This is a genomic window from Enterobacter cloacae complex sp. S1, assembly GCF_014930525.1.
Lineage (GTDB): Bacteria > Pseudomonadota > Gammaproteobacteria > Enterobacterales > Enterobacteriaceae > Enterobacter > Enterobacter hormaechei_C.
This window is the reverse complement of record NZ_JADBRE010000026.1, coordinates 81286-102090: the sequence shown is the minus strand read 5'-3', so window position 1 is coordinate 102090 and position 20805 is coordinate 81286. Positions and strand designations below refer to the sequence as shown.

General features: G+C 58.4%; 21 protein-coding genes and 1 pseudogene. 16 read left to right on the top strand and 6 right to left on the bottom strand.

Annotated features, from left to right (window positions below):
- Positions 1–411 precede the first annotated feature (411 nt).
- The 16 genes from IM290_RS17450 (at position 412) to phnP (ending at position 12347) form a co-directional block, all read left to right on the top strand.
- Entirely contained in the window at positions 412–747 is a 336-nt protein-coding gene (locus tag IM290_RS17450; RefSeq protein ID WP_003860206.1) for a zinc ribbon domain-containing protein YjdM, read from the top strand.
- A gap of 80 nt (positions 748–827) precedes the next feature.
- Positions 828–1259: a VOC family metalloprotein YjdN gene (gene yjdN, locus IM290_RS17445; RefSeq protein ID WP_003860208.1), complete on the top strand. Its 432-nt coding sequence runs from the start codon at positions 828–830 to the stop codon at positions 1257–1259.
- A 173-nt stretch (positions 1260–1432) separates the two neighbouring features.
- Positions 1433–2221, top strand: coding sequence for a phosphonate ABC transporter ATP-binding protein (gene phnC / locus IM290_RS17440; RefSeq protein WP_193042096.1), 789 nt, complete (start codon positions 1433–1435; stop codon positions 2219–2221).
- Positions 2222–2244: 23 nt separating this feature from the next.
- Positions 2245–3261 carry a phosphonate ABC transporter substrate-binding protein gene (gene phnD / locus IM290_RS17435; protein WP_032652248.1) on the top strand — a complete coding sequence of 339 codons (1017 nt, stop codon included), beginning with the start codon at positions 2245–2247 and terminating at the stop codon, positions 3259–3261.
- A gap of 158 nt (positions 3262–3419) precedes the next feature.
- The gene (gene phnE, locus IM290_RS17430; RefSeq protein WP_193042097.1) at positions 3420–4199 is read left to right on the top strand and encodes a phosphonate ABC transporter, permease protein PhnE; all 780 of its coding nucleotides are present in this window, start codon (positions 3420–3422) and stop codon (positions 4197–4199) included.
- Positions 4200–4219: 20 nt separating this feature from the next.
- Positions 4220–4945: a phosphonate metabolism transcriptional regulator PhnF gene (gene phnF, locus IM290_RS17425; RefSeq protein ID WP_006810434.1), complete on the top strand. Its 726-nt coding sequence runs from the start codon at positions 4220–4222 to the stop codon at positions 4943–4945.
- Positions 4946–5398, top strand: coding sequence for a phosphonate C-P lyase system protein PhnG (phnG, locus tag IM290_RS17420; protein WP_045357889.1), 453 nt, complete (start codon positions 4946–4948; stop codon positions 5396–5398).
- Entirely contained in the window at positions 5395–5979 is a 585-nt protein-coding gene (phnH, locus tag IM290_RS17415; protein WP_023305278.1) for a phosphonate C-P lyase system protein PhnH, read from the top strand. Before phnG ends, phnH begins: the two co-directional genes overlap by 4 nt.
- Positions 5979–7043 (top strand): carbon-phosphorus lyase complex subunit PhnI, encoded by a 1065-nt coding sequence (locus IM290_RS17410; protein WP_032646905.1) that lies wholly within the window; start codon positions 5979–5981, stop codon positions 7041–7043. The genes phnH and IM290_RS17410 overlap by 1 nt, the downstream gene beginning before the upstream one ends.
- Positions 7036–7881 carry an alpha-D-ribose 1-methylphosphonate 5-phosphate C-P-lyase PhnJ gene (gene phnJ, locus IM290_RS17405; protein ID WP_023302939.1) on the top strand — a complete coding sequence of 282 codons (846 nt, stop codon included), beginning with the start codon at positions 7036–7038 and terminating at the stop codon, positions 7879–7881. The genes IM290_RS17410 and phnJ overlap by 8 nt, the downstream gene beginning before the upstream one ends.
- Entirely contained in the window at positions 7878–8633 is a 756-nt protein-coding gene (phnK, locus tag IM290_RS17400) for a phosphonate C-P lyase system protein PhnK (protein ID WP_015570221.1), read from the top strand. Before phnJ ends, phnK begins: the two co-directional genes overlap by 4 nt.
- A gap of 157 nt (positions 8634–8790) precedes the next feature.
- Positions 8791–9471, top strand: a complete 681-nt coding sequence (gene phnL / locus IM290_RS17395; protein WP_040118264.1) for a phosphonate C-P lyase system protein PhnL — start codon at positions 8791–8793, stop codon at positions 9469–9471.
- Positions 9468–10604: an alpha-D-ribose 1-methylphosphonate 5-triphosphate diphosphatase gene (gene phnM / locus IM290_RS17390; protein WP_015570219.1), complete on the top strand. Its 1137-nt coding sequence runs from the start codon at positions 9468–9470 to the stop codon at positions 10602–10604. The genes phnL and phnM overlap by 4 nt, the downstream gene beginning before the upstream one ends.
- The gene (gene phnN / locus IM290_RS17385; RefSeq protein WP_032104477.1) at positions 10601–11152 is read left to right on the top strand and encodes a ribose 1,5-bisphosphokinase; all 552 of its coding nucleotides are present in this window, start codon (positions 10601–10603) and stop codon (positions 11150–11152) included. The genes phnM and phnN overlap by 4 nt, the downstream gene beginning before the upstream one ends.
- Complete coding sequence (gene phnO, locus IM290_RS17380) at positions 11145–11579, top strand: aminoalkylphosphonate N-acetyltransferase (RefSeq protein ID WP_015570217.1); 435 nt, start codon at positions 11145–11147, stop codon at positions 11577–11579. Before phnN ends, phnO begins: the two co-directional genes overlap by 8 nt.
- Before the next feature lie 9 nt (positions 11580–11588).
- Complete coding sequence (phnP, locus tag IM290_RS17375; protein ID WP_128772141.1) at positions 11589–12347, top strand: phosphonate metabolism protein PhnP; 759 nt, start codon at positions 11589–11591, stop codon at positions 12345–12347.
- Positions 12348–12405: 58 nt separating this feature from the next.
- Here the strand turns inward: phnP and yjdP are convergent, their stop codons facing one another.
- The 6 genes and pseudogenes from yjdP to IM290_RS17345 all read right to left on the bottom strand — a co-directional run bounded on the left by yjdP (position 12406) and on the right by IM290_RS17345 (position 20688).
- Positions 12406–12726: a DDRRRQL repeat protein YjdP gene (gene yjdP / locus IM290_RS17370; RefSeq protein WP_193042098.1), complete on the bottom strand. Its 321-nt coding sequence runs from the start codon at positions 12724–12726 to the stop codon at positions 12406–12408.
- Between the two features lie 93 nt (positions 12727–12819).
- Entirely contained in the window at positions 12820–14604 is a 1785-nt protein-coding gene (locus IM290_RS17365; RefSeq protein ID WP_193042099.1) for a DUF2235 domain-containing protein, read from the bottom strand.
- Entirely contained in the window at positions 14604–15122 is a 519-nt protein-coding gene (locus tag IM290_RS17360) for a DUF3304 domain-containing protein (protein WP_049132496.1), read from the bottom strand. The genes IM290_RS17365 and IM290_RS17360 overlap by 1 nt, the downstream gene beginning before the upstream one ends.
- A 9-nt stretch (positions 15123–15131) precedes the next feature.
- Entirely contained in the window at positions 15132–15959 is an 828-nt protein-coding gene (locus IM290_RS17355) for a DUF4123 domain-containing protein (protein WP_193042100.1), read from the bottom strand.
- A gap of 3 nt (positions 15960–15962) precedes the next feature.
- A pseudogene (locus IM290_RS17350) lies at positions 15963–18303 on the bottom strand (type VI secretion system Vgr family protein).
- A gap of 105 nt (positions 18304–18408) precedes the next feature.
- Positions 18409–20688, bottom strand: a complete 2280-nt coding sequence (locus IM290_RS17345; RefSeq protein ID WP_032652227.1) for a hybrid sensor histidine kinase/response regulator — start codon at positions 20686–20688, stop codon at positions 18409–18411.
- Positions 20689–20805: the final 117 nt, after the last annotated feature.

The window sequence follows — 20805 nt, the reverse complement described above, 5'->3', positions numbered from 1 at the left end:
GCCAAAAGTGAATAGACAAAACGCATTTTCAGGAAACATCAGGATATATCATCGTTATTTACCCACCAAAAAAGAGAGGTATTCCCTGGCGCCAAAAGATGTATGGCGTCAGAAAAGGATAGATAAATAACGGCTTGTTCCTTCACCTTATCCGAAATGGCACAACGTAGCAATTTGCTGTAATAAAATATTCGATACATTTAGCATGATTACGATCTCTGCCGTTCAGGGCTTAAGCTTCCCTTAATTCACTGACAGTTCGTGTCATCGCTTGCGCATTTATGCGCTATTTTTATAAAACAATATCACCGACAAAAGTGGGGATTTGCGTTATACTCGCTGCCTTTTTCGGCACACTGCCGTCATTTAGCTGGCGTTTTCCAGCGTGTTAAAACTTTTGAGGATACCAACATGCAACTTCCACACTGCCCGAAATGCAATTCTGAATACACCTATGAAGACAATGGCATGTTCGTTTGCCCGGAATGCGCCCATGAATGGAACGATGCGGAGCCTGCACAGGACAGCGATGCGCTGATCGTGAAAGACGCGAACGGCAACCTGCTGGCAGACGGCGACAGCGTTACCGTTGTGAAAGATCTGAAGGTAAAAGGCAGTTCCTCCATGCTGAAGATCGGCACTAAAGTCAAAAATATCCGTCTGGTTGAAGGCGATCATAATATCGACTGCAAAATTGACGGCTTCGGTCCGATGAAACTGAAATCTGAGTTCGTGAAAAAGAACTGATTGTCCCGCCCGGTAACGCTTCGCTTACCGGGCGTTCGGGAACTACACTTAACGGGCTTTTCTTACGTGAGGTAAAGATTATGCCGTTAAGTCCCTACATCTCTTTCGCCGGCAACTGTGCGGAGGCGACCGCCTTCTATCAGCAGGCCGTTGGCGCAGAACTCCTCTACAAAATCACCTTCGGTGAAATGCCCAAAGACGAAAACAGCGAAGAAGGCTGTCCGTCAGGCATGAACTTCCCGGATACCGCCATCGCCCACTCTAATGTCCGCATTGCCGGCAGCGATATCATGATGAGCGATGGTCTGCCACCCGGTAGCAGCACGCAGTACGCCGGATTTACGCTGGTGCTCGACACGCAGGACGTGGATGAAGGCAAACGCTGGTTCGACAACCTCTCTGATGGCGGCAATGTCGAAATGGCCTGGCAGGAGACTTTCTGGGCGCACGGATTCGGGAAAGTCACCGATAAATACGGCGTGCCGTGGATGATTAACGTCGTTAAATCGTAGGCCGCATAAGCGCAGCGCATCCGGCAACAGCGCCCGGAGACGCTGCGCTGACCGGGCCTACGGTGATTGTCATCAAACTCCCCTCAACTCTTCAAACTCCCGCAACCAACGCTTAACCTGAATGTCATATTGATGCGCCAGCATGAGGCCACATTTATCGTGAGGCCCGGCACATGCAAACTGTCATTCGCGTCGAGAAACTGAGCAAAACCTTCCATCACAACAAGGCGCTGCATGCCGTTGATCTGACCGTCCAGCAGGGCGAAATGGTGGCGCTGTTGGGGCCGTCTGGTTCAGGTAAATCAACCCTTCTTCGTCACTTGAGCGGCCTGATTACCTGTGACAAAACGCCGGAAAGCCGCGTCGAACTGCTGGGGAACACCGTGCAACATGCGGGCCGTCTGTCGAGCGATATTCGCAAAAGCCGCGCCCAGACGGGCTATATCTTTCAGCAGTTCAACCTGGTGAACCGCCTGACCGTGCTCGAGAACGTGCTGATTGGCGCGCTCGGCAGCACCCCGTTCTGGCGCACCTGCCTGCGCTGGTTCTCCCCATCCCAGAAGCAAGAAGCCTTACAGGCGCTGACCCGCGTCGGCATGGCGCATTTCGCCCACCAGCGCGTCTCCACGCTCTCCGGCGGACAGCAGCAGCGCGTCGCCATCGCCCGCGCCCTGATGCAGAAAGCCAAAATCATTCTGGCCGATGAACCTATCGCCTCGCTGGATCCGGAATCGGCCCGCATCGTGATGGAAACCCTGCGCGACATCAACCAGAACGACGGCATCACCGTGGTGGTGACGCTGCATCAGGTGGATTACGCCCTGCGCTACTGCGAGCGCATCGTCGCCCTGCGTCAGGGCCATGTGTTCTTTGATGGCGCAAGCCACCAGTTTGATAACGAACGTTTTGATCATCTCTACCGCAGCGTAAACCGCGTCGAAGAGCGCGCGCAGGCTGCTTAACGTCCCCATAACGAGGAATGGACATGAACTACAAAGCCGTTGCCGCGCTGGCCTTCACCAGCATGTTCAGCATCAGCACCCTGCTAAGCCCTGCTTACGCTGAGGAACAGGAAAAAGCGCTGAACTTTGGCATCATTTCAACGGAATCACAGCAAAACCTGAAGCCGCAGTGGGAACCGTTCCTGAAAGATATGGAAACCAAACTGGGGATCAAAGTAAACGCCTTCTTCGCCCCGGACTACGCGGGCATCATTCAGGGAATGCGCTTCAACAAAGTCGACATCGCCTGGTATGGCAACCTCTCTGCTATGGAAGCGGTAGATCGCGCGAACGGCCAGGTCTTCGCCCAGACCGTTGCGGCAGACGGCTCCCCGGGCTACTGGAGCGTGCTGATCGTTAACAAAGACAGCCCGATCAACAATCTCAACGACATGCTCGCCAAACGCAAAGAGCTGACCTTTGGTAACGGCGACCCGAACTCCACTTCCGGCTTCCTCGTCCCTGGCTACTACGTCTTCGCGAAAAACAACGTCTCCGCCAGCGACTTTAAGCGCACGGTCAACGCCAGCCACGAAACCAACGCCCTGGCCGTGGCGAATAAGCAGGTTGACGTCGCCACCAACAACACTGAAAACCTCGACAAGCTGAAGACCTCCGCGCCGGACAAGCTGAAGGAAATCAAGGTTATCTGGAAATCGCCGCTGATCCCGGGCGACCCGATCGTGTGGCGCAAAAACCTCTCCGAGAGCACCAAGGACAAGGTCTACGACTTCTTTATGAACTACGGCAAAACGCCGGAAGAGAAAGCGGTTCTGGCGCGTCTGGGCTGGGCGCCGTTCCGCGCGTCCAGCGATTTGCAGCTGGTGCCGATTCGCCAGCTGGCGCTGTTCAAGCAGATGCAGGGCGTGAAGGACAACAAAGGTCTGAAGGAAGAAGAGAAGACCAGCAAAGTGTCGGAAATTCAGGCGCAACTGGACGATCTCGACCGCCTGACCGCCGCGCTCGGCGCCATGACCAGCGTGAATAAAGCGGTGCAGTAACTTACGTCCCCTCTCCCTTGAGGGAGAGGGTTAGGGTGAGGGGGAAATGCGCACGCTGATGCCCTCACCCCGGCCCTCTCCCACAGGGAGAGGGGGAACAGATCGTAGGCCGGATAAGCGTAGCGCCATCCGGCACACAAAGACCCGCGGAGTAAAACATGCAAACCATCACCCTCCCGCCGCCAAAGCGCAGCTGGTTCTCGCTCATAAGCTGGGCCGTTCTGCTGGCGGTGCTGGTTATCTCCTGGAAGGGCGCGGAGATGGATCCGCTGCTGCTCTTCAAAGATTCCGGCAACATGGCGACCTTCGCCGCCGACTTCTTCCCGCCGGACTTCAGCCAGTGGCAGGACTACCTCAGCGAAATGGCGGTCACCCTGCAAATTGCCGTCTGGGGCACCGCGCTTGCCGTCATTCTCTCCATTCCGTTTGGCCTGATGAGCGCCGAAAACATCGTGCCGTGGTGGATCTACCAGCCGATGCGTCGCCTGATGGACGCCTGTCGCGCCATCAACGAAATGGTCTTTGCGATGCTGTTCGTGGTCGCCGTCGGCCTGGGCCCGTTCGCGGGCGTGATGGCGCTGTTCATCCACACCACCGGCGTGCTCTCCAAGCTGCTCTCCGAAGCGGTTGAAGCCATCGAGCCCGGCCCGGTGGAAGGCATCCGCGCAACCGGAGCGAACAAAATCGAAGAGATCCTGTACGGCGTCCTGCCGCAGGTGATGCCGCTGCTCATCTCCTACTCCCTGTACCGCTTCGAGTCCAACGTTCGCTCCGCCACCGTGGTCGGCATGGTGGGCGCAGGCGGCATTGGCGTCACCCTGTGGGAAGCCATTCGTGGTTTCCAGTTCCAGCAAACCTGCGCCCTGATGGTGCTCATCATTGTCACCGTCAGCCTGCTGGATTTCCTCTCTCAACGTTTGCGTAAGCACTTCATCTGAGAAGCGAGGCTTTGATTTGTATGCACTTATCCAGACATCCGACCAGTTACCCCACCCGCTGGCAAGAGATTGCGGCAAAGCTCGAAGTGGAGCTGCGCACGCACTACCGCTGCGGAGACTACCTGCCCGCCGAGCAGCAGCTTGCCGACCGCTACGAAGTGAATCGCCACACCCTGCGTCGCGCCATCGATCAACTGGTGGAGCGCGGCTGGGTCCAGCGCCGTCAGGGCGTCGGCGTACTGGTGCTGATGCGTCCGTTCGACTACCCGCTCAATGCCCAGGCGCGTTTTAGCCAGAACCTGCTCGATCAGGGCAGCCACCCCACCAGCGAAAAGCTGCTGTCAGTCCTGCGCCCCGCCTCCCGCCACGTGGCGGACGCGCTGGGGATTCAGGAGGGCGACAACGTCGTTCACCTGCGCACGTTGCGCCGGGTGAACGGCGTGGCGGTCTGTCAGATCGACCACTACTTCGCGGACCTCACCCTCTGGCCCGTGCTTCAACATTTCGCCAGCGGTTCCCTGCATGATTTTCTTCAGGACGCGACGGGTATCGCGCTCAAACGCACCCAGACGCGCATCAGCGCCCGCCGCGCGCAGGCGAAAGAGAGCAAGGTGCTGGAGATCCCCAACATGGCCCCGCTGCTCTGCGTGCGCACCCTCAACCACCGTGACGGCGACGTCAACGCAACGGAATACTCCGTCAGCCTGACCCGCGCCGACATGATTGAATTTACCATGGAGCACTGAATGCACTTCGACACCTCCACTCGTCAGCGCTGGATGCGCGTGCTGGCCCACAGCCAGCCTGATGCGCTGGCTGCCCGCATGAGCACGCTCGGCCTGACGCCGGACTACGACACGATCCGCGCGCCGGAGATCGGCCTGGTGCAGATCCAGGCACGCATGGGCGGCACCGGCGAGCGCTTCTTCGCCGGCGATGCCACCCTCACCCGCGCGGTGATCCGCCTGAAAAGCGGCACGCTAGGCTACGGCTACGTACTTGGGCGCGACAAAACGCACGCCGAGCGCTGCGCAGCGATCGACGCGCTTTTACAGGAACAGCCGCATTTTCAGACGTTAATGGAAACCCTTATTGCCCCGCTGGAAGCCGACCGCGCCGCACGCCTTGCCGCGCGTCAGGCCGAAGTGAATACCAGCCGTGTCGACTTCTTTACGCTCGTTCGCGGAGACAACGCATGACGCTTCAACCTGCTTTTACCCTGGCCGTCCAGGATGCCCAACAGAGTTTCCGTCGCCTGCTGAAAGCCATGAGCGAGCCGGGCGTCATTGTCTCGCTGCACCAGCTCTCCCAGGGCTGGCTGCCGCTGAACCTCGCCTCGACCAGCGTGCTGCTGACCCTGGCGGACAACGACACCCCGGTATGGCTGTCAGGCGCATTGCTGAACGATATCGCCAGCCAGAACCTACGCTTTCACACCAACGCGCCGCTGGTCGAGCAGCCCCAGCAGGCGGTCTTCGCCGTGGCCGACGAGCAAATCAGCCACGAACAGCTTAACGCCCTAAGCGAAGGCAGCGCCGTCGCACCAGAAACCAGCGCTACGCTGATTTTGCAGGTCTCCAGCCTGAGCGGTGGCCGCATGCTGCGCCTGACGGGTGCAGGGATTGCCGACGAGCGGATGGTCGCCCCCCAGCTGCCGGAGTGCATCATTCATGAGCTGACCGAGCGCCCGCATCCGTTCCCGCTCGGTATCGACCTGCTCCTGACCTGCGGCGAGCGCCTGCTGGCGATCCCGAGAACCACTCACGTGGAGGTGTGCTGATGTACGTTGCCGTCAAAGGGGGCGAGAAGGCGATCGCCGCCGCCCATGCCTTGCAGGCGCACAGACGCCGGGGGGATGACGCCCTTCCCGAGCTGAGCGTCGCCCAGATTGAACAGCAGTTAAACCTGGCCGTCGACCGCGTGATGACCGAAGGCGGCATCGCGGACCGCGAACTGGCGGCGCTGGCGCTGAAACAGGCCAGCGGCGATAACGTGGAAGCCATCTTCCTGCTGCGCGCTTACCGCACTACGCTTGCGAAGCTGGCGGTTAGCGAGCCGGTGAATACGGCGGAAATGCGATTAGAGCGCCGTATTTCTGCGGTGTACAAAGATATTCCTGGCGGCCAGCTGCTTGGTCCGACCTACGACTACACCCATCGCCTGCTGGACTTCACTCTGCTGGCGAACGGTGAAACACCGCAGCTCAGCGTCTCTGACGCTGAACAAGACGCCTCCCCGCACGTCTTTAGCCTGCTGGCAAACCAGGGGCTGGCGAAGGCGGAAGAGGACACCGGCAGCACACCGGATGACATCACCCGCACGCCGCCGGTCTATCCCTGTTCGCGCTCGTCCCGCCTGCAACAGCTGATGCGCGGTGACGAAGGGTATCTGCTGGCGCTGGCCTACTCCACGCAGCGCGGCTACGGGCGCAACCACCCGTTCGCGGCAGAGATCCGCAGCGGTTATATCGACATTGAAATCGTGCCGGAAGAGCTGGGTTTTGCGGTGAACATCGGCGAACTGCTGATGACCGAGTGCGAAATGGTCAACGGTTTTGTCGCGCCAGAGAATGAAGATCCGCACTTTACCCGCGGCTACGGGCTGGTGTATGGCCTGAGCGAGCGCAAGGCGATGGCGATGGCGCTGGTTGACCGTGCGCTCCAGGCGCCGGACTACGGCGAGCATATTGCAGGCCCGGCACAGGACGAAGAGTTCGTGCTGGCCCACGCGGATAACGTTGAGGCCGCCGGCTTTGTCTCGCACCTCAAGCTGCCGCACTACGTCGATTTCCAGGCCGAACTGGAACTGCTGAAACGCCTGCAACGGGAGCGCGCCAATGTCTAACTTAAGCGGCTACAACTTTGCCTATCTGGACGAACAAACTAAACGCATGATCCGCCGCGCCATCCTGAAGGCAGTGGCGATCCCCGGCTACCAGGTGCCATTCGGCGGCCGCGAAATGCCAATGCCCTACGGCTGGGGCACCGGCGGTATTCAGATCACCGCCAGCGTGATCGGCGAAGCGGACGTGCTTAAGGTCATTGACCAGGGGGCAGACGACACCACCAACGCCGTGTCGATCCGCAACTTCTTTAAGCGCGTAACGGGCGTTAATACTACCGAAAAAACCGAAGACGCGACGCTGATCCAGACCCGTCACCGCATTCCGGAGACCCCGCTGACTGAAGATCAGATTTTGATTTTCCAGGTGCCGATCCCGGAGCCGCTGCGTTTTATTGAGCCGCGGGAAACCGAAACCCGCACCATGCACGCCCTGGAAGAGTACGGGATCATGCAGGTTAAACTGTATGAGGACATCGCCCGCTTCGGCCATATCGCCACCACCTACGCCTACCCGGTGAAGGTGAACGGCCGCTACGTGATGGACCCGTCGCCGATCCCGAAATTCGATAACCCGAAGATGGACATGATGCCCGCCCTGCAACTTTTTGGCGCCGGACGTGAAAAACGCATCTACGCCGTACCGCCGTACACCCGTGTGGAGAGCCTGGATTTTGACGATCACCCGTTTACGGTGCAGGAGTGGGACGAGCCGTGCGCCATCTGCGGTTCGAAGCATAGCTATCTGGATGAAGTGGTGCTGGACGACACGGGCAAACGGATGTTTGTCTGCTCCGACACCGATTACTGCCGCCAACAGAGCGAGGCGAACAGCCAATGAAACCGCTGCTTTCGGTTAATAACCTGACTCACCTTTATGCGCCGGGCAAAGGCTTTAGCGACGTGTCGTTTGAGCTGTGGCCGGGCGAAGTGCTGGGCATTGTCGGCGAGTCCGGCTCCGGTAAAACCACCCTGCTGAAGTCCATCTCCGCGCGCCTGACGCCGCAGAATGGCGACATTTTGTATGAGGGCGTGTCGCTGTATGGCATGAGTGAAGCCGATCGCCGCCGCCTGCTGCGCACCGAGTGGGGCGTGGTGCACCAGCACCCGATGGATGGCCTGCGCCGCCAGGTGTCGGCGGGGGGCAACATCGGCGAACGGCTGATGGCCACCGGCGCGCGCCACTACGGCAACATCCGCGCCACGGCGCAGCACTGGCTGGAAGAGGTTGAAATTCCCGCCTCGCGCATCGACGACCTGCCGACCACCTTCTCCGGCGGCATGCAGCAGCGTTTACAGATTGCCCGCAATCTCGTCACCCATCCGAAGCTGGTGTTTATGGATGAACCGACCGGCGGGCTGGACGTCTCTGTACAGGCTCGCCTGCTCGACCTGCTGCGCGGCCTGGTGGTGGAGCTAAACCTGGCGGTGGTGATTGTCACCCACGATTTAGGCGTCGCGCGCCTGCTGGCGGACCGCTTGCTGGTGATGAAGCAGGGTCAGGTGGTGGAAAGTGGGTTAACCGACCGCGTGCTCGACGATCCCCATCATCCGTATACCCAGCTGCTGGTGTCGTCCGTATTGCAGAACTGAGGGCGCGGTTGCCGGGTGGCGCTGCGCTTACCCGGCCTACGAACACCGCACTTTGTAGGCCGGGTAAGGCGAAGCCGCCACCCGGCAAAACGAACACCGCACCCGTAGGCCGGGTAAGGCGAAGCCGCCACCCGGCAAAACGAATCGCGAGGCCAAAATGATCCACGTTGAAAATGTCAGTAAAACCTTTGTGCTCCACCAGCAAAACGGCGTCCGCCTGCCGGTACTGCAAAATGCCTCGTTAGAGGTCAGCAACGGCGAATGCGTGGTGCTGCATGGCCATTCCGGCAGCGGAAAATCCACCCTGCTGCGCTCCCTGTATGCCAACTACCTGCCGGACGAAGGCCATATTCATATTCGCCATAACAATGAATGGGTCGATCTGGTTCAGGCTCCCGCGCGCAAAGTGCTGGAAGTGCGCCGCTCGACGATCGGCTGGGTCAGCCAGTTCCTGCGAGTGATCCCGCGGATCTCCGCCCTGGACGTGGTCATGCAACCCCTGCTGGATCTCGGCGTGCCGCGCGAAACCTGCGCCGCTAAAGCCGCCAGCCTGCTGACGCGCCTCAACGTACCGGAGCGTCTGTGGCACCTCGCCCCGTCGACCTTTTCCGGCGGCGAGCAGCAGCGCGTCAACATCGCCCGCGGCTTTATCGTCGATTACCCGATTTTACTCCTGGATGAACCCACCGCCTCGCTCGACAGTAAGAACAGCGCAGCGGTGATGGAACTGATCGAACAGGCCAAAGCGCGCGGCGCGGCGATCGTCGGGATCTTCCACGACGCCGCCGTACGCCAACGCGTGGCGGACAGACTGCACCCGATGGGGACAAACGTATGATTATCAATAATGTCAGGCTGGTGCTGGAAAATGAGGTCGTGAACGGCTCGGTTGAGGTGCGGGACGGTGTCATCCGCGCCTTTGCCGAAACCCGGAGCCGCACTCCTGAAGCGATGGACGGCGAAGGCGGCTGGCTGCTGCCGGGGCTGATTGAGCTGCATACCGATAATCTCGATAAATTCTTCACCCCGCGCCCAAAGGTGGACTGGCCTGCTCATTCAGCGATGAGCAGCCACGACGCGCTGATGGTCGCCAGCGGCATCACCACGGTGCTGGACGCGGTGGCGATTGGCGACGTGCGCGACGGCGGCGATCGCCTGGAGAACCTGGAGAAGATGATCAACGCCGTGGAGGAGACGCAAAAGCGCGGCCTCAACCGCGCCGAGCACCGCCTGCACCTGCGCTGCGAGCTGCCGCACCACACCACCCTGCCGCTGTTTGAGAAGCTGGTGGGCCGCGAGCCGGTCTCGCTGGTTTCCCTGATGGATCACTCGCCGGGGCAGCGCCAGTTCGCCAACATTGAAAAGTATCGCGAATACTATCAGGGCAAATATTCGCTCAACGACGCGGAGATGGCGCGCTACGAAGAAGAGCAGCTCCAGCTTGCGGCCCAGTGGTCGCAGCCGAATCGCCTCTCCATTGCCGCGATGTGCCGGGACCGGAATATTGCCCTGGCCAGCCATGACGACGCCACGCACGATCACGTGCGCGAATCCCACCAGCTTGGCAGCGTGATAGCTGAATTTCCCACCACGTTTGAAGCGGCAGAGGCATCGCGTAAGCACGGCATGAACGTCCTGATGGGCGCGCCAAATATCGTGCGCGGCGGATCGCACTCCGGCAACGTGGCGGCAAGCAGGCTCGCCTCGCTCGGCCTGCTGGATATCCTCTCCTCTGACTATTACCCCGCCAGCCTGCTGGACGCGGCCTTCCGCGTCGCGGACGACGAGAACAACAGCTTCACGCTGCCACAGGCGATTCGCCTGGTGACGAAAAACCCGGCCAGCGCGCTTAATCTTCACGATCGCGGTGAAATTGCCGAGGGGAAACGGGCCGATCTGGTGCTCGCCCACCGTAAGGGCGAGCACATTCATATCGACCACGTCTGGCGTCAGGGAAAAAGGGTATTCTGATGGGAAGACTCATCTGGTTAATGGGCCCGTCCGGCTCCGGGAAGGACAGCCTGCTGTCGGCGTTACGGCAGCGGGAACATTCACAGCTGCTGGTGGCGCACCGCTATATCACGCGCGATGCCAACGCCGGAAGCGAGAACCATATCGCCCTGAGCGAGCAGGAGTTTTTTACCCGCGCCGGACAAAACCTGCTGGCGCTGAGCTGGCATGCCAACGGTTACTACTATGGCGTCGGTATTGAGATTGACCTCTGGCTGCATGCGGGGTTCGACGTACTGGTTAACGGCTCGCGGGCGCATCTCCCGCAGGCTCGCGCCCGGTACGAAGCGGCGCTGCTCCCGGTCTGTTTGCAGGTTTCCCCGGACGTTCTCCGTAGCCGGCTGCAAAAGCGGGGGCGCGAAAACGCGCGCGAGATCGACCAGCGGCTGGAACGGGCGGCACGCTACACCCCGTCGGGTTGCCATCTCCTCAATAACGACGGAAGTTTGCTACAGTCAGTCGAGACCTTGCTATCGCTTATTCGCCAGAAGGAGAAACAGCATGCCTGACTGCCAGCTTCGCCCCGCCACCGCCGACGATGCGCCGATCGTTTACGCGCTGATCTGTGAACTTAAGCAGGCCGAGTTCGATCATCAGGCGTTTCACGCCGGGTATCTGGCCAACTTGCAGGATCACAATATGCGCTACCAGCTGGCCGAGCTGGACGGGCAGATCATCGGTATGATCGGCCTGCATATGCAGTTTCACCTGCATCACGCCCGCTGGATCGGCGAGATCCAGGAGCTGGTGGTGATGCCGCAGGCGCGCGGATTAAAAGTGGGCAGCCAGCTGCTGGCCTGGGCAGAGGACGTCGCGCGACAGGCAGGCGCCGAGCTGACCGAGCTTTCCACCAGCGTGAAGCGCGTGGACGCGCACCGTTTTTATGTTCGTGAAGGATATACGCAAAGCCATTTCCGCTTCACCAAACCGCTGTAGAGGTGCGTTATGAGTCTGACGATCACGCTGACAGGAACCGGAGGGGCGCAGCTGGTGCCGGTGTTTGGCTGCGACTGCGCGGCGTGCCGACGGGCGCGTTTACAGGAAAATTATCGCCGTCGCCCCTGTAGCGCGGCGGTGAAATTCAACGAATCGGTCACCTTGCTGGACGCGGGTATTCCACACCTGATGGACGACTGGCCCGCGGGGAGTTTCAGGCAGATTTTGCTTACCCATTATCATATGGATCACGTTCAGGGGCTTTTTCCTCTGCGCTGGGGCGTGGGAGCGACCATTCCGGTTTACGGTCCGCCGGACGACGCAGGCTGTGACGACCTGTTCAGGCATCCGGGCCTTCTCGATTTCAGCCACACGGTGGAGCCGTTTGTGATGTTTGAACTTCAGGGCTTGCGGGTCACGCCGCTGCCGCTCAACCATTCAAAACTCACGTTTGGCTATCTGCTGGAGTCCGCCCACAGCCGCGTGGCGTGGCTTTCTGATACCGCCGGGCTACCGGATAAAACGGTGACGTTTCTGCTAAACAATCAGCCGCAGGCGATGATTATCGACTGTAGCCATGAACCGCGCCCGGAGACGCCGCGCAACCATTGTGACTTGAATACGGTGATTGCGCTGAACGAGGTGATTGGCTGTCCGCAGGTGATCCTGACGCATATCAGCCATCAGTTTGACGTGTGGATGATGGATAACCCGCTGCCGTCCGGCATTGAAGCGGGGTATGACGGGATGATGCTGGTACTGGATTAGGTTTTGCCGGGTGGCGGCTGCGCCTTACCCGGCCTGTGCGTTGCAATACCGGGGTTTACTACCGATCGTAATCGTCCTCTAACCGGCGCTCATCCTCTTCTAAGCGACGACGATCGTCATCCAGCTGGCGCTGACGCTCGTCTAAACGCTGGCGTCGATCTTCTAACTGCCGACGACGATCGTCGTACTGTCGACTGTCGGTTTGACGGCTGCGATCGTAACGATCGTAGTCATCATCATTACGGCTGCTGCCGGGGTTATAGGCATCGTTGATCGCCTGCTGAATATTGCCAATGGCATCATCAATCACATCGGCATGCGCCAGTTGGCTGGTTAAAGTCAGCAGACCCAATAACAGAGCGGTAGAGTAACGTTTCATAAGGCCAGACTCGCAGGTGGACTGGCCTTAAAGTAATGAATGGCTGTTCGCTGGAGTAGCGGAGGAATCTCAAATACTGTCCCAAACGCCTCATCAGGCTTCAGGCATTTCCATTGAGCGAATCACAAAAAAGTCCTGCGAGATACCCGTTCCTTTTTCAACCGTTTGCAGGTCGTGTACAAACCACGCATACATTTCTGGCGGAACCGTATCTATGGGAAATGGCTGCGGCTTACCGAGGTGTGCTGCATGGGAATAGTCAAGAAATCGCTTCGCACGCCACAGCGCAGGCCCGTACACGTTCGGTACGATTTCCCTGCGTCTGTCCATGGGGTCCTGTTCCATACTGTTTCGCATTCTTATGGCCGCATCCTTCACGTCATCAAGCCAGCCCCAGTTTTGTTGTAATACTGACAGTTCATTTGCGTACTGTGCGGCGGTTTCTTTCGCCTCCTGCGTGATGCCTGCAAACCCTGCCGATGCGCCAGCAGAGGCCAGCGTCTCGCCGCGCTGTTTTTCATATTTCATACATTCCGTGCGGTACTGATAATACTGACGCCCCAGCCAGTCGATATAGCTGTCCAGATGCCGGTTCTGGCATGCGGTGCTTAATGAGGAAAAGGGCAGTGTACTCCGGTACGCTTCTGCCCACTGAAGGACGGACTGGTTTTTAACGTTGTCCTGGACGATGAAATAAGCAGCCACATCCGTATCTGTTTTATCGAGCGACTGAAAATCAGGGAAAGGCACGCCCGCCATGGTTGCCTCACGGTACATCCTGTGGAGCGCCACGCGGCAGAGTTCCGCGCTGGGCTTCTGTTCGTCCGGTTTCAGACCCCCGCCGATATCCTCCGCGCACCCGGGATAGAGTTCTTCCTTATGCGCCGGGTTATTGCCGGTGCGGTACAGGCAGCGCCAGACGCGGGTTTCATGGGCGGCAACAAGGTGCAGGCTTTTCTTCACCACCTTTGGCAAGGGGGTATCCTGGTCGATGGACTTGTCCCCCAGCAACACGCTAATCCCTTTTATCGGCCCGCCAAACGCAGAGATAAAGTAATCCACACCGTTATTGTTGCTGGCCGATGTGCGTCGCGAGCAGTCAAACAGGCCGGTAAAGACGATATCGACGGGTATGCCCCGGTAGGTGTATTTATCCCCCTCTTTCTTACAGATATCTTTCAGCAGGCTGTCGAGGAATTTACGAGCCAAGGTAGCGCCGAGGTCAAAACCGAAAAGGGAGATAGAAATGAGTTTAACAGGGACCGGGCTGGCTGAATTTGTCCTCTCATAAAATCGCTTAAAGCGCATTTTCGCCGAGGCGATACGTGTATCAACGCCTGTTACCAGCATATCTGCAACAGCAGGGTTATCACGAATCCAGGGTGTAGCTTCAATGCTGGCTTTTTTAAGTGTATTCGTGGCTATATTTTTCCCCAGTTTTCTCCACTCTGCGGGTTTAAGCAGCTTTGCACCTTCGTTTTTCAGGATTTCATACCAGTTTCCGCCTTTCAGTAATTCTCCGCCTGCTTCCTTCGCCATTTCAGCGGGCTGAGATTTGAGATCATCCTGCACATTACTTCTGGCACCATCTATTAATGCAGTGAGTTTGGTAGAAAGATCCTCGCTAAAGGGTGTGCCAAGGCCTGATATGTAGAATTTTGAAAAACAGTCTTTACTCGAATTTTGTAGCTCATCAGGAAAAGCTCTGAACAGACGAGCAATATTACTGAGTCGTTGCTCTGGCGCATCCTGTTCAATATTCCTGTGAATACCATCGAAAAAGAAACCCACATGCCAGATACGTGAACAATTGTATATGCCGTAATCTTCAGCCTGCTGTGCCCGGTTTGCCGCAGAAATGAGGCTTTCTATATCCATTAGTTATTGTCCTTTGTATTTAAGTGTGCCGCTTCTGGCCGTTTTTCATAAGGCGACCATGCGTTATCACTCCATCCCAAAAGGACTTTATCGCCCGGGAGGAAATGAACGTGTAAATCATTTTCGCCCTGCTTCCGTACTGGCATAGGCATTTCTGTGCGACGAGTTTCTTTACGAAGTCCGGCGTTGTATTGATCTCGCGTCGTACTTAGAGTCCATATTATTTCGGCAGTATCACCGCTAATACTGCCGCAGCAGGTTGCCCCACCTCCGCCAAAAGCTGATGCATTCGCCCCCGCCACGCCATTTACACTAAAACCAAGAACAGGCCTGTCAATTTCACTGTGAATAATCAGCGTTACCGGCCCCGATGGTGGTCCCCAGACCGCAGCCCACACCGACCAGCCAAGATAAATCACCACCGGCAGTAACAGTGCACCCCAGATCCATTTTCCCCAGCGGGCATAACCCCGGTTAACCGCACCGTCTATTCTTTTATACGCACTGAAAAATCCCATGGTTTATTTTCATCCCTGATGTTGAATGTTATTTTTTAAGACTTGCTCCAGCGAGACTTTTCCCTGAGCCACATCTTCTAATGCAGATTGTATAACTCCAGACTCCACGAGCTTTTTACCACCAGTAAGATAAAAAAGGGCATACAGTTTTTGTTCTGTGCCCGCTTTCATTTTCGCTTCGCAGGCTTTGCTCAGTGCTTTTTTGACCATATCGCGTTGTGCGCAAGGAGAAAAATGCTTGCTGGAGGGCAACTTTTGCCATGCGGTTAACACACTAGTCACAACCGGTTCATCCGCGATGTACTGCCATTCTTCTTTATTCAGTCGTATGGTGCTGTCTCTCGCATTTATTACCCGTGAAGGGGGAATATCTACTGGATGCCATCCATTTTCTCCAGATGTCCACCAATGTGAAACCCCTCTGAATAACATACTGTGCCATTCCCGATCGTTACAGCTCGTCAGCAGATTCATGGCATCACGGGTATAAAAACGCACTAAAGCCGCTGATCCATCAGGCGAAATAATTGTGCATGCCGCGGAAAGCTGAACGGCTAAAGCGCATCCTGAACGTGAAGAGGCGATAACAGCCACTAAACCTGGCATAGAATAAATATAACGCTGTAGCGCCTCCTTATTTTCTAAAGCAAATAACCAGGGGCCATAGTTTCTGAATTCTGCAAGTTGCGGATGGAGATTAAGTGAATACAGAGAGGACGCATGTTCGTTATAAAAAGCCTGAAAAGCGTCCGATGTTTGCGCACCGCCTTCCAGCAACAGAAAGAGATGGGTGTGAGTTGATTCAGGTAGCATATGCATCATTTTTGTGACATCCATTGACTACGCTCCCTGCACGATAGTGTCGTTGGCTTTAATGGCATTGAGGAGACACTCAATACATATCTTGCCATTAAGTGGTGGATACTGACCCGGGAGAAGCGGTATGGATAGCGGCATTGTGGCTGGGGTTGCCGCCATTGTCCGTTTAACCTTCCGTATATACATCGCCGTCGTGCCGTACTCAATTCTCCCCGCCTCCAGCCGCAGGTAGCTCCCGCCCCCGATGAGCGTGATGCGCTTCTTGCCCGCAAACGTGATGTCACTCGCGGACGACAGGGTGAGCTTTTTCTCCGCGAACAGCTGCATTTTCCCGTTCTGCGCCTGCATCTCCACCGGGCCTTCACTGGCCTTAAGGCTCAGCTGGTCCGTTCTGGCAAACAGCCCGAGCTTTTCCCCCGCCAGCGCCGTCATGTTGCCCATGACACCGGCACTGATATCCCCTCCGGCGTTAACGGCGACGTTTTTTATGGCCGTCATCTGCATGTGCTCCCCGCTGCTCACGGCAACGCCTTCCGGGGCAGAGAACAGCAGGGTTTCGTTAAGGGGCTTCAGGCGCTGCTCAAACATCTGTATCTGGCTGTCCACATCCGCCTTCAGCGCCTGCGCCTGCTCTGCCGCCACCTCCAGCTGCTGAAGCTGTTTCTGGCAGACGTCGATTTCCCTGAGTGCCGTGTTCATGTCCAGCACCCCGCCTGCGGCCTTCTGCTGTCCGTCCGCGGTGACAAACAGCCCCTTTGCGACGCGAATGACGCCGTGTTCATCGGTCCGGAGTTCAAATCCTTTGCCCCGGGGCTGCTCCTGCGCGTCCACCAGATGCCCGCTGTTCAGCTGCGTTTTGCCGTATTCCGTGGCGAGTTTGACATGCTCCTCCCCGCGCTTATCCTCCATCCGCAGCTTGTTGTTCGCCGGAGTGCGCAGCACGTTGCGGGTGTGGTTGTCGCGGGTCACGGGGTCCGGGTGTTCCGGGTCGTGCAGCGCATACGCGATGTACGGCAGGTCGATGTCGCCGTTGCTGTACGCAATCGCCACTTCGGTCCCGTCGGTCAGTGGCGTATGCCAGCCGTACGTCTCTCCGGCATACGGTTTCGCCATCCGCAGCCACAGGTATGCGAAGCCCTGTTCAGCATCGTCCCGGTCAAAGTCCATCCTGACGCGGTAGCGTCCCTGGTCGTCCAGGTGGGCGTAGATATCGTTCTTTTCCCGGCTCTCAATGCGGGCGGGCAGGGTACCGTGGATTTCCGGGCGCGAAACTTCCCTCGGGCGGAAACAGTAACGCTCTGTGTAGGGCATGCCCCACACCGACACGTGCAGGCGGGAATCACGGGCGCCCCGGAAAGTCACCAGCGTGAGGATGGCCCCCTCTTTCAGGGCATCAATGACATCGCCCTGCGGCTCCAGCACCTGACCGGGCGCGAGGAGTGAGGCATTGCTGAACAGGTGAATGCGGGCTGATTTATTGAGTTCCCGCTCGTGATGAAGCCGGGCATAAAATGCGCCGGATTCGGTTTCCGGCTCCGGGTCGCTGTCGTCCCCTGCCGTGCGGTACGGCGCGGCGTAGCGGTAGTGCTCACCCGTCGTCACCGCATTACTGCGTACGCTGACCGTCGCATCCATCGGCGTGGTGGCTGTCCGGTAGTTGTAATCCCGTGTGGCGACGGTGCCGGTGACAATCCTGTGCCAGGTCCGCACATCCCAGACCGATTCTGCCGCCCCGTCATAAGAGACCCGACGGCTCGCGGTACGGCAGGCGCACATCAAACCGGTAGTTAAGCTGGCTGTCGGGAAAAATGTACGTATCCAGACCGCGCACATCATCCATCTCCGTACGCCAGTAAATCCCCACCTCTGACAGAATGCGCTGGATAAACTGCAAATCCGTCTCCTGCCACTGGGTGATAAGTTCACGCGCCGGATAGCTGCGCTCCAGACGAAACTCAAAGTCCGGCCCCTCCAGCCCGTGTCTGCGCAGCACCTGTTCCACCACCTCCGGCACGGACTGGTTCTGGAAAATGCGGCACTGGCGGGTGCGGCTGAGCAGCGCCAGACGGGAGCTCAGCTCCACCTGGTAATGCGACTGGTCGGCGGTGGTGGAAAGCCACTCCAGACGGGTGATGATGCCGTGCACTGCCTCCCCGCTGCGCATGCGCAGGGTGGCGTACTTCATCAGTACCTCTTCGGGGGCGAGATTATTCTGCGGGGTGGTGAAGTCGATGGTCCAGCGGAAGGGCTCGCTGAGCGCCTCGCGGCCCTTAAAACGCAGCACGTCGGGCGTGACGCGGGAGTCCGTAATGTCCAGGGTGTAACGGGTCTGTCCGTCGAAGAGCGCCAGCCAGTTATCCATAACAAAGACCTTTTTTAAAATGAGGTTAAGCGAGGATGGTTACATGGCGAAACAGCACTGTAAATAGCTGAAACAGGTGTTAAATTCTGAAAAGAATGGGCAATCTCAAATTACCATCACCTTGCGCAGCGCCTGCGCCAGCTGTGCGCGGGTGAACGGTTTTCGCAGTAACTGAACGTCCGGCAGCTGCGGGTTATGCGCCGGGCGCAAATCCTGCCCGCTGATCAGCAGAACCGGCAACTGCGGATAGTGGCTGCGTACATGGCCGATCACCTCCGCACCACTCAGGCCGCCCGGCAACATCAGGTCGCTGATAAACATGCCGATATCCGGTGATGCGTCCAGCATGTTCAGCGCCTGCTCGCCGTTTTCGGCTTCAAGCGTCAGGTAGCCAAGCTGGTGCAGTTGCTCGCACAGGGTCTGCCGCACGCCCGCCTCATCTTCCAGGACCAGCACAAGCAGCTCACTCTCTGCCGGGGCCGTGGTCGCCAGCGCGGCATCATCGGAGAACGCGGGCAGCGTCGAACGCGGCAGCTGGAGCCGCACGGTGGTTCCCTGCCCCGGCGCGCTTTCGATCTCAACGCGCCCCCCGGACTGACGCACAAAGCCGTACACCATCGACAGCCCTAACCCGCTGCCGCTGCCGGTCTGTTTGGTGGTGAAGAACGGTTCAAAGACCTGCGATTTCACCTCCTGCGACATCCCGCAGCCGTGGTCAATCACCTCCAGCGCGACCATATCCTGCCTGCGCCCGTCGCTGCGGGTCACACGCTGGTTCCAGGTGCGGATTTTGATCACACCATTTTGCCCCTCCATTGCATCACGGGCGTTCATCACCAGGTTGATAATGGCGTTTTCCAGCTGGCTGACGTCAATCCATGCGGGCCAGGCCGGGGTTTGCGCTTCAATATCCAGCGTCAGCGTGGCGGGAAGCGAGTGCCGCATCAGCTCGCTCAGGTTCTCCAGCAGCGGCTTCATCTCTACCGCATGGGGTTGCAGGGATTGCTTGCGCGAGAAGGCCAGCAGACGCTGGGTGAGCATGGCCCCGCGTTCCGCGGCTTTGAGCGCACGAGTGATGCGCGGCGCGTCCGGTGACGCTGAATCGGTCAGCTCCAGACTGCCGATAATCACCGCCAGCAGGTTATTAAAATCATGCGCCAGCCCGCCCGTCAGTTGCCCGACCGCCTTCATTTTCTGGCTGTGCAGCAGCGCCTCCTCCAGCCCCTGACGTTCGATGCGATCAACCTCCATCTGCGAGGTCTTCTCCTTCAGCAGCCGCGTGGTGTGCTCCAGCGAAGCGGTATTGCGGGCAAAAACGTTAAACGCGCGCGCCAGTTCCCCCAGCTCATCACGCCGCTGTAGCGCGGGCACCGACACATCCTGCTCGCCGTGAGCGAGGCGCGACATTGCCCTTGAGATAGCCGTCAGGTTGGAGCCCAGATTGCGGTAAATATACCAGCAGGCGCAGCCGGTGATGATCAGCGCCAGCACCGCGAAGACGCTGATAAACACGCTGATGGAGCGCAGCTCCTGGTGGCTTTGGGCGGTACGCAGCCGGGAGGCCTGCGCCACCTGTTCAACGTACTGATTGATGTCGCGGTTTAATATCGCCACCAGCGCCTTGATGTGGAACATGTACCAGCTGATGGACAGATCGCTCTCTTCCAGCTGCTTCGACAGTGGCGCGAGCTTGCGCAGCTCATCATTAAAATCCGGGAGCACCAGGTTGACCACCGGTTGCAGGGCGCTCGCGGGTAACATCGCGGTTACTGCATCCAGCTGCTGCACCGTGGCGCGCGGTGAAGGGGTATCAATGGCGGCAACGATCAGCCTGTCCATCTCTGCAAGCTGCCGGGCGTCTGGCACATTGCTCGCGTAACGGCGGTTGATATCCTGCAAATGACGCAGATAGCTTTGGCTTTGATACAGCGCGCTGAGCAGCGCGTTACGCTCCAGATGCCGTTTTTGCCCGCGCTCCAGCATTCCCGTCACGCTCTGCTGTAACTCATTGCTCCTGCGAATAATACGCGCCACCAGCGCCGGCTCCTGCTGCGCCAGCGGCGCATCGGCAAGCTGCTCCAGCGAGTGGCGCAGCGCCATCTGCGTCTGTTTAAGCCGTTCAGCTTCGCCTTTGTACTCCAGCGCACCGACTACCTGCGACAGCCGCACCGCCGCCGTCGCCACATTCGCGGTATCACGCGCGAGGTTCATGCTGCCAGTCATATCATCCAGCGTTTGCTGCTGCACCTGCTCCTGGATCTGGCTGGCATGACGAAAGCCGAGCACCGCCACGCCGCTTACCATCAGCGTTACCGCCACCACCAGCAGGTTAAATATCAGCAGGCGACCGCGGGCGCTGGTGAAGAACGGGGGGCGTGAAGACATGGGTTTGGGCTCCTCTGCGGTTTGGTGCCCTCACCCTGGCCCTCTCCCACAGGGAGAGGGAAAAGGAAAATGTGATGGCGATTAGCTATTCATAACTATGACAAATATGAACAGCTT